This is a genomic window from Streptomyces hokutonensis, assembly GCF_042751305.1.
In the GTDB taxonomy this organism is placed as follows: Bacteria; Actinomycetota; Actinomycetes; order Streptomycetales; family Streptomycetaceae; genus Streptomyces; species Streptomyces hokutonensis_A.
The window spans coordinates 714585-724484 of the sequence record NZ_JBHYWD010000002.1 but is presented as its reverse complement, the minus strand read 5'-3'; the positions used below and the strand labels follow the sequence as shown (position 1 = coordinate 724484).

At 68.5% G+C, this 9900-nt stretch carries 4 protein-coding genes; 1 reads left to right on the top strand and 3 read right to left on the bottom strand.

Translation table 11 applies throughout. The annotated features are described in order from the left end of the window. Positions 1-7 precede the first annotated feature (7 nt). Complete coding sequence (locus ACFXC1_RS09470) at positions 8-868, bottom strand: hypothetical protein (protein ID WP_381240972.1); 861 nt, start codon at positions 866-868, stop codon at positions 8-10. 178 nt (positions 869-1046) lie between these two features. On the opposite strand from ACFXC1_RS09470, the gene ACFXC1_RS09465 reads away from it, so the two are divergent. Continuing rightward, a complete protein-coding gene (locus tag ACFXC1_RS09465) occupies positions 1047-1703 on the top strand; it encodes a GNAT family N-acetyltransferase (protein ID WP_381240970.1) in 657 nt (218 codons plus the stop codon). A 42-nt stretch (positions 1704-1745) separates the two neighbouring features. Here the strand turns inward: ACFXC1_RS09465 and ACFXC1_RS09460 are convergent, their stop codons facing one another. Together ACFXC1_RS09460 and ACFXC1_RS09455 are read right to left on the bottom strand one after the other, a co-directional pair. After that, positions 1746-5936, bottom strand: a complete 4191-nt coding sequence (locus ACFXC1_RS09460) for a beta-galactosidase (RefSeq protein ID WP_381240968.1) — start codon at positions 5934-5936, stop codon at positions 1746-1748. A 157-nt stretch (positions 5937-6093) separates the two neighbouring features. Next, positions 6094-9387 (bottom strand): lectin, encoded by a 3294-nt coding sequence (locus ACFXC1_RS09455; RefSeq protein ID WP_381240966.1) that lies wholly within the window; start codon positions 9385-9387, stop codon positions 6094-6096. Between the last annotated feature and the right edge of the window lie 513 nt (positions 9388-9900).

Sequence of the window (9900 nt, the reverse complement as noted above, 5' to 3'; positions counted from 1 at the left end):
TCTATTTTTATTTTTCGCCCCACAACTTTTTTAAAAACTTTTTTTTTGTTCGTGAGTGTCTTTTGTTTATAAGAGACAGCCTTCGGTCGACGAAGTCCCCTGCCGCCGTGGCCGGGCCGGTGGTGGGGGTACCCGCGAAGACGAAGCGGAAGTAGCCGTCGGTCTTCGCCCTGGTGGTGGTCTTCAGCGTGCCGCCGACGCCGCTGGTGACGGTCTTCAGGGTGGTGTAGACGGAGCTGCCCTTCTTGCGGAACTGGAGCTGGACCGGCCGGTCCTGGTAGCCGGTGTAGCTGCCGCTGTCCCAGTTGGCGCGGGTCAGCTTGCCGGTGACCGTGATCGTCCTGCCCTTCTTCACCGGCTCGGGCGCGGCGTTGACCGTCACCTTGGCGTACCGCTTGAAGTTCGCCGTGCCGGCCTCGTCGATCTCCGTCCACTCGTCCGTGGCGTCCTGCGCCCCGGCGAGCACCTTCCAGGCTCCGGCGAGGCCGTTGTGGTCGAAGTCCCGCGCGGCGTCCACCGCGAGGCTCACCTTGCAGGTGGAGGTGGCCGGGTCCGCCGGCGACACCACGCATGCTCCCGTCGGCGGGTACAGCGGGATGGCGCCGTCGGCGTCGTCCGTGTTGGGGCCGTGCCACAGGTACGCCCAGGACGCGGCGACACCCTGAGGGTCGTGGGCCGTCCACGTGATCGTGACGGTCTTTCTGGTGGTCAGGCCGAGCACGATGTCCTTGCCTCCGTTGACCACCACGTTCGAGAACGTGGTGTCGTCGGCGGCTGTCCTGTCCGCCGCCTGGGCGGTGGCCGGAAGCATCGATGCGGAAAGGGTGGCTGTCAGGAAAGTGACGGCGACGGCCGGGCGCATGCGCATGAGGTCCCCCCTTGGGACGCCGGGTCCGCCGCTCCCCCAAGCGTCGGACCTGATGGTGTGTCATCGGGGGCTAGACCCATGAGGACCGGTCCCGGTTGCCCCGTTCCCTCTGGCAAGCCACCACCACTCCTGATGTAATAGGTGAAACGCGCAACCGTTACTTACATCGGGAGGGGCTTTGTCTTTCAGGAACACGGCTGAAGCCGTAGAAGCGTGGGTCCACGGCTGGGCCCTTTCGCGTGGCGCGGCCGAACCGGCGCCCAGCGCCTGGGGTTTCACCATCGACGTCGGCCTGCCCCAGCACGTCATGCGCCACGTCCTGACAGCCGCCGACGAGCCGACCGTCCGCAAGATCACCGAGGGCGCCGCCGCCCCGAACGTCTGGCTGAAGGCGTTCGTACCACCGGAGACGCTCACCCCCTGGCTGGCCCCGGGCTGGTCCCTGGCAGCCGGTCCCGGCTTCCTGATGTCCGCCCCGCTGCGCGCCTCCCGCGCCGAGGTCCCCGACGGCTACCACCTGCTCACCTGGAACCGCGCCGGCGTGACCCGCGCCCTGGTGCGCGCCCCGGACGGCGCCTTCGCCGCGCGCGGTCAGGTCGCCGTCACCGGCCCCACCGCCGTCGTCGACCAGGTTCAGACCGACCCGGCCCACCAACGGCGCGGCCTGGGGCGTCTGGTGATGGCCACGCTCGCCGATGTCGCCGCAGGACAGGGGGCCGCGGTCGGCGTGCTGGGTGCGACGCCGGACGGCCGGGCCCTGTACGAGCGCATCGGATGGCGCGTCCTGGCCCCGCTGACCAGCGCTGTGCGGGGCCCGGACCCGGTTGGGGCATGAGCGAGCAGCCAGTGGAGACGTCCACGCTGCCCTGCCTCTCGGTCATTCACACGTCAGTGTGGGCGTCCCCCAGTCGCCGTGGTCGTTGCCGTTGCCGTCGCCCGCGTCGCCGACCTTGAGGTCGAGCACCTGGGCACCGCTGACGTCGACGTCGATCGGCACCGCGGCCTGTTTGCCACGGACCGTCGGGGTGGTGACCAGAGTCCTGCCGTCGGCGATCACGGAGAACATCACCGTGCCCGCACCGTTCGTCTCGTCGTCGACTCCGACGGACGCCGTCAGCCGCGAGCACTGTCCGGCGAGGTACAGCTCGACGTCGCTCACCGAGTTGGTGCCCAGACCCTTGGCGTAGCCGACGCCCGCGATGGTGATCGGACGGCCGTCACCGGCCGCCTGCTCACCGACGCTGGTGTCCCGTTCCACCGGGCCCCACCCGTTGGTGGACGACAGGAACGGCAGACCGCTCACGTCGCTCTGCCCGGCGGCCGGAGCCGGCGGGATGCCACGGACGATGCGCTCGTCGTCGCCGACGGCCTGCCGTCCGTTCTGCCGGTAGCGCACCGTCGCGGTGACTGCCGAGGCCGATGGCAGCGTTCCGGCCGGGGGCTGGACCTGCCAGGTGAAGGCGGCCGACGCGCCGGGCCGCAAGCGCTCGACCGACGTGGGGCTCGTGGCAGTCACGGTCCAGCCGTCGGGCGCCGAGAGCGACGCCGTCAGTCCGGAGGCGGGCCGTCCGTTCTTCGGCACCCGGACCGTCGTACGGGCGGTGAAGGCCTGTCCCGGCTGGGCGGTGTCCGGCACGTCGAGAGTGACGTCCGCTCCCGGGCGCTTCGGCATCGCGTAGGTCCGGGCGTCGTAGCGTGGGCTGTCGTTCTGTGCGACGCGCAGGGACGAGGCGTAGCTGCCGTAGTCGGTCAGTGAGACCTGGCCGAGGCCGCCGGTGCTGCCGTCGAGGTTCCACACGGCGATGGCGATGCTGTTGTGGCCGTTCGGGTTCAGGATCCCGTTGGGGACCGGGAAGGTGTGCTGCGGGCCGAGGTAGTTGACGTAGTTGCCGACCTGCCAGCCGTTCACGAAGATCGTGGCGCGGTACTTGCGTGCCGGGTCGTCGGTGAACGTCAGCCCGAGCGAGGTGTCCTGACCGTACGGCAGGTCCAGCTTGGCGTCGGTGCGGTACCAGGAGACGCCGGGTGTCGTGTCGGTTGTCGGGAGGGACACACGGTTCCAGTCGGCGTCCGGGTAGCCCGGCAGGGACCAGCCGGCCCGCTCGCCGTAGAGGCCGCCCGTCGACAGCGGGCCGCGGACCGTGTCCTGGAGATCCTCGCCACCCCGTACGCCCTGGAGGCGCCAGGTGACGGACGTCAGCGGCGCGCCGACGAGAGAGGCGCTGGTCAGGCCGCGCGCGGCCTTGTTGCCGTTGGTGGAGTTGTAGTCCTCCTCGTGTCCCATGTTGACGGTGAGCACCGAAATGACGTTGTCCCCTTGGGACTTCACCGCGTCGGCCGGGAAGGCGAAGTCACCGCTGCCGGTGGTTGAGCTGCCCAGGAACGTTCCGTTGAGCCAGACGGAGAACGCCTGCGCGTCTCCCCCCGAGTCCGAGACCAGATGGATGCCGGTCTCCTTGCCGGTGGCGCGGAAGCGGCCCCGGTACCACGTGTTGCCGGTGTGGAAGCCGTAGTCGTCGGCGTAGAGCACCGGGAGCGAGTTGACGCCGGAGACGCTGTTGGTGGTCGCCTTGTCGGCCACCTGCCAGCTGGTGTCGTCGAAACCGGGGGCCGCTTCGGGGGATTCCTCGGCGTGCTTCCAGTTCGTCAGTGTCGGCAGCTGTACCGGGGCGGCCACCGGGATCTTCCCGGTGAGGCTCCCCGTGTCGGTGGCGTGGGTGCCCAACGCCCTTCCGTTCCAGGTGACTTGGGCGGCGGAGGTGAACACCTCGATGTTCTTGTCGTCGGCGTTGTCGCCGGTGAGCGCCACGGTACGGCCACCGTGCAGGCTGGTCGCCATCCGCAGCAGGTGGGTGCCGCGCACGAGCACCGGGCCATTCGCCGTGTCCTGGCGCCAGAAGGTCTTCGCGGTGGCCTTGTCGCCGACGAGCAGGAGGAGCGGGCGCTTGCCGTTGCCGCTGATGCTGATGCGGATCAGGCCCTTGTGCGTGTAGTTCAGGCGGAGGTCACCGGTGGAGGGGTCCCAACTGGTCGCGACCGTCCCGCCGTTGGCGGTCACGGTGGGCTCGGTGGCGTAGCGGAGGACCGTCTCACCGTCGGTCCCCTCGTCGCCGTAGAGCACGGCGATGTCCCGGTCCCCGATGGTCGCGCTGGTCATGATCTCGGAGGTCGAGTACTGCAACTGGGCTTCGCCGAGGCGGTAGTTGGCCACGATCACATGGGAGTCGCGTCCGTCGAGGGTGATGGCGGTGCCGGGCTGCTGCGGCACAACAGGGTAGGTCGGCTCGGCGGCGGAGTCGCCCGTCGGTACGTCGATGGCGTCTACGGCCACGTAGTTGTCCGTGGATCCCGAGCCGTGGTTCCCGGCGACGACGATCTTCAGCGTGTGCGCGCCGGGCGTCAGGCCGGTCTTCTGGAAGAGCACCGCCTGGCTCTCGCTGCCGGAGTCGTCGACCGTGGCCACCTTGGTGCCGTCGAGGTAGACGTCGGCGTTGCCGTGGTTGTTGGTCTTCGAGCCGATCCAGCGGATCGCGGTGCCGTCGAAGGGGACGGTGAGCGAGTCGCCGGCCTTGTTCGAGAACGACTCCGTGTGCTTGTAATCGCCGCCGGTGTAGCTCGTGTTGGCCACGTGCGACCACGAACCGGCGTACTGGAGCGCGGAGTCGGGGTCGTCCCAGGTGTAAGTGGTGTCGGCGGTCGGCTGGGCGTTGAAGTCCAGGGAGATGTGCGTCTTGTCGACCGCGGTTGAAGTGGAGTTGCCGTGCCGCAGGACGTGGAACTGCGTCTTGGTGTCGGGGTTCATCCGGGCGGTGTCCACGATCGCGGAGTCGTCCGGCGGTGTGGCCCTGATGGCCTCGGTCTTCGTCAGCGGGGCGACCGACTGTGTGAAGTACCCGATGAGTTTGTCCTCGTAGTACTTCGGGTCGAGCTGGCGGGTCTCGCGGATCGCGGCCCCGTAGTCGTACGAGGTGTAGTTCTGCGGCATGCCGAGCCAGCCCCAGTTGGTGCCGCCGTAGGTCATGTAGAAGCTCTGCGCGGTCGCGCCGACGGCGATGTTCTGCTTGTAGAAGACGTTGGCGAACTGGTCGTTGATGAGCTGGGCGCACTTGTCGTAGCCGGGGCCGCCCCAGGGGTCGAAGGCGCCGCCCTGGAACTCCGGTGAGTAGAGCGGTTTTCCGGCCGGGTGGTCGTAGCTGATGTCGGGGACGCCGTTCCACTTCGCGGGGTTGGAGCAGTTGAAGCCCTGCGGGTAGGAGTCGGGGCCGTCGACGTCCAGGGCGCCGGTACCGGAGTTGAAGGTGCCGTTGTTGTTGCCGGTCAGCGGGACCGTGATGCCGTCGGCGCGGGCCTTGTCCTCGAGGTGTTGCATGTAGGAGCGGCCGGCGGCCGAGCCGTTGTAGTACTCGTTCTCGACCTGATAGGCGATCACTGACCCTGTGCCGTTGGTCAGTTGGTGGCGGGCGATGATCCGGTCGATCTGTGTCAGCCACTCGTCCGCGTACTTCAGGAACTGCGGGTCGTCGCTGCGGTTGTTCCCGGCCTTGGTGGTCAGCCAGCCGGGCAGGCCGCCGCTGTCGACCTCCGCGTTGATGTACGGCGCGGGGCGGGCGATGACGTAGAGGCCGGCCTCCTGGGCCATGTCGAGGAGCTTGTCGACGTCCCGCACGCCGGTGAAGTCGTAGACGCCCGGCTTGGGCGAGTGGTAGCCCCAATCGAAGTACAGGGAGGTCGAGTTGAAGCCCGCGGCCTTCATCTTCTGGAAGATGTCGCGCCACAGGTCCTGGCTCGGGAGCCGGAAGTAGTGGAACTCGCCCGACCACAGGTAGGTGCGTTTCCCGTCGACGAGGAACGAGTAGCCGTCGAGTGTCACGGTGTGCGTCTGCGGAGCGACGGCGGAGGCGTCCGGAGTGACGGCGGGCGTCTGCTCGCCGATGTCCTGCGCCGCCGCCGTTGCCGGCGCGGTCAGGCCCGCCGCGAGGGCGATGGTCGCGGCCGTCGCGAGGACGGCCCTCCACCACCGGCGTCGACCGGGTCTCGCAGCTTCCGAACCGTTCCGACTACCTCGCACGGCGGCCTCCAGACCGACTGGGCGAACAGCATCAAACAGACTCAGGCAAAGCCGAACAGTAAAGGTGCACAGGGCTCACCACAATGGGTCGGGAGTAGACAGTTGAGGGGCCGGTTCCCGAGCTCGCGTCCGGGAACCGGCCCTTCAACCGACTGCGCTACTGGCCGAATCCGTACGCGAACAGGTGGTCGGCGCCCGACGAGCCCGTCACCGGCAGCGTGATCGACGCGACCTGCTTGGACGCGTCCAGCGGGACCTTCGTGGCGAAGACATAGGCCTTGACGTTGTCCCGGCCCCCGCTCCCGGTGTTCCGGTAGGCGGTCGAGACGGCCGTCGTGTCCCCCGCGAGGGGCGTGCTGCCACCGCCGTTGAGGGTCCAGTCCGAGAAGCCGATCGTCGCCTGCGAGGTGGTGCCGTCGGTGTAGGTGACGGTCACCGTGCCCGAGACCCCGCTGCCGTCGGTCGGCGCGTTGGTCGCGGTGCCCAGCAGGCCGAGCGACGCGCCGGACGCGCCGGCCGGCATCGGGATGGTCTGGCCGGCCATCTCCAGGTTGTCCAGCTGCCCGGACGTCACCGTCGGCCAGGTGTAGGAGATGCCGTCGGCGGTGACGGTGGAACCGCTGGTGACACCCGCCGCCGCCAGCGCGTTCTGCGAGAACGCCCAGCCGCCGTTGTCGAACCCGCCCGAGAAGCTGGTGCCGTCCGGGTAGATGCCCTCGTTGGTGGCGTACGGCCACAGCGCGCCGGGCTTGGCGACGGCCACGCGGAGGGTCGCCCCGCTCAGTGCCGTACCGGTGGTGTGGTCGGTGAGCGCGAAGGCGACCGGGTAGGTTCCCTCGCTCGCGCCCGCCGTGACCTTGACCTTCGCCTCGGCGCTGCCGGTGGCGGGGACTGTCAACGAACCGGACGACGTGTCCAGCGTGACGCCGGAGGGCGCCGTCGCCTTCCAGTCGACCGTGACGGCCGTACTGCCGAGGTTGGTGAGGTCGAGTGTGCCGTCACCGGACGCGCCCGGCTGGAGCACCAGGCCGTCGCTGGAGGGACCGGTCGCGGCCAGCACCCGCCCGCCGCCCGTGGTGTCCGAGGGCGGTGCGGCCGAAGGGCCGGACGCCCAGGCCTTGTTGGGCGCGGTGCCGAGCGTGAAGTCGAGCGTGCCCGCGCCCTGGAACTGCTGATAGCTCAGCCAGGAGCTGTTCCACGCCTTGCCCTTGACGGCGAGCGCCTGCACGTACGGCGCGTCGGGCGCGGCCTGCGGTGCGTTGATCCCCACGGTCTTGCCGTTGCCGAGGGTCACCTTTGCCACCGGGAAGGCCGGGCTGCCGAGTGCCAGGGTGTCCGTGCCCGGGGTCTCCGGGTACATGCCGAGCTCGGACCAGACGTACCAGGAGCTCATCGCGCCGAGGTCGTCGTTGCCGAACGAGCCGACGGGCGCGTTGAAGTACAGGTTCTGCTGGGCGTCGCGGACGGCCGCCTGGGTCTTCCACGGCTGGCCCGTGTAGTCGTACTCCCAGGGGATCTCCACACTGGGTTCGTTGCTGAGGTCGGCGTCGGTGTTGCCGGGGCGGGTGATGTCGTCGAGCAGGCTGTCCAGGTAGGTCGAGTACGCCGCGTTGCCGCCGCGTGCCTGGATGAGCTGGCGCAGGTTGAAGGGGACCATCGGTGTGTACTGGGCGGAGGTGCCCTCCACGAAGCCGTTGGAGGTGCCCGGAGTGAAGCCGCCCGCGAACTGGCCGTCCTTGTTCTTGGCCTGCATGTAGCCGGTCTGCGGGTTGAAGACGTTCATCCAGTCCTGGGCGCGGGTGGCGAACTTCTCGTAGACGGACGTGTTGCCGAGCGACTTCGCGAAGGCGGCGATGGCGTAGTCGGCGGAGTCGTACTCGAGTTGGGTGGAGACGGGGCCGTAGAAGTTGCAGCAGTTGTAGTCGTTCTCGTCGAGCGGGAGGTAGCCCTTCGCGTCCCGTACGGGCTCTCCGGGGCGGTCGTTGTTCGGGACGGTGGCCTCGTGCTGGAGGGCGGCGAGTGCCTTGGCCGTGTCGAAGTTGGTCGCGCCGAAGGCGTACGCGTCGGCGATGATGCCGGCGGCCGGGTCGCCGACCATCACATAGCTCTCGCCGTTGTTCGAGGCCCACTTGGGCAACAGGCCCGTCTGGTCGTACCCGTTGAGCATCGAGGTGACGACGTCACCGGCGACCTTGGGCTCGACCATCGCCATCAGCTGGGTCTGGGAGCGGTAGGTGTCCCAGCCGGAGTAGTTGGCGTACTGGGCCTTCTGGCCCTTGGCCAGCGTGTGGATCTGGTTGTCCATGCCCATGTACTGGCCGTTGTCGTCGGAGAAGACGTTCGGGTGCAGCAGCGCGTGGTAGAGCGCGGTGTAGAACTGCGTCTGCTGATTCGCGGAGCCGCCGCCGATCTGAAGCTTGGTCAGCGCCGTGTTCCAGGCGCCGTGGTTGGCCTGTTCGACAGCGGCGAGATCCCACTTCTTGATCTCGGTGGAGAGGTTGTTCGCGGCTCCGGCGTCACTCGTGTACGAGATGCCGACCTTGGCGTTCACCGTGGGGTTCGTGGTGGTGTCGAAGGTGAGATACATGCCGTTCGCGCCGGTGGTGGGCGGCTGGGCGGCAGCGGATGTCCGCGGTGCAGCGCTGGATGCCGGGGACGGCGTACCGGAGTGCTTGTTCGCGCTCGTGTGGATCGTCGGGGCGGGCTTCGCCGGGACGGTGAAGTGCTTCTCTTTCAGCGGCGCCGACTTCGCCTTCCGGGGGGCCAGTTGGACCTTGCCGGCCTTCAGCGACTTCGCGTCGGGGGTGATGGTGCCGCCGACCCAGGTGCCGCTCGCGGCGAACGGCCGGTCGAACTTGATGTCGAAGTGCAGCGTGTATCTGTTGGCGGCACCGCAGAAGTGACCGCTGTCGATCGCGCCGCTGATCTCCTGGCTGTTCACGACCTGGACGCGGGTTCCGTCGATCTGGGTGGCACCGCCGCTGAGCTTGAACAGCAGGTTCGCCTGCTGCCCCGCGGGGAAGGTGAAGCGGCCGAGGCCCGCGCGGGTGGTGTCGGTCAGCTCGGTCTTGACGCCGTTCGCGTCGGTGACCTTGTAGTAGCCGAGCCCCGCCTGCTCGTCGGTGTGACTGAAACCGGCGGACGTGGCCCCGAGGTCGCCCGACAGTGCGCCGGTCACCGGCAGGACGGGCAGGTCGCCCGCGACGGGGCAGCCCGGTCCCGAGATGTGGGTGAGGCTGAAGCCGGAGATCTTCTTGTCGTTGTACTCGTAGCCGCCCCCGTCGGGGCGGTCGGGCGTCGTGTCGGGACCCCACTGGACCATCCCGGCCGGCATGTCGGGGCCGGGGAAGGTGTCCACCGCACCGGAGGTGCCAATGAGGGGGTTGACGAGCGAGGCGGGGTCCGTTACCAGGGCCGGCGTCGCGCCGCTCGCGGCATACGCGTTGCCCACTGCCGGCAGTGGCAGAACGGCCAGGCCCAGGACGCAGAACAGGGCCGAATATCGGCGGGATCTCTTGCGGTCACGTGGCGCAGCTGAATGTCGGGGTCTCACCATCGGTTGCCTCCGCAGCAATTCGTGCCTGGCAGAACAGGTGCCGACGCACCGAGATCCCGGAACGCCGGCGACAGGCAACAGTTCCGGTCGCCCCCGGCGGCCTGACAACGTTGCCATGCACGAGTGTCGAGTGAAACGTGTGTGCTGATGGCATGTCAACGAGGCCAACGGGACTTTCTGAAAGCGAAGTTCACAAGGAGGCGCATGTGGCGAGGTCCCGGAGCAGCCCGACCCGCTTCGCCCTTGTGCGCAAACTCCGTCGCAAACTCGCCGAGCCGATGGCCTGCCTCCCGAAGTGGTTGCTCAACCGGCTGGCGCGGCAATGATTCCGGCAAGAATCTCCCAGCACCGGGTCATCCTGACGTCATGGGATGCCCATTCGCTTGTTCGGGTACGGACACGGTCAGA

Excerpts from the sequence above, each read along its gene's own strand:
- ACFXC1_RS09470 (WP_381240972.1), bottom strand. The coding sequence starts at position 868 with ATGCGCATGCGCCCGGCCGTCGCCGTCACTTTCCTGACAGCCACCCTT.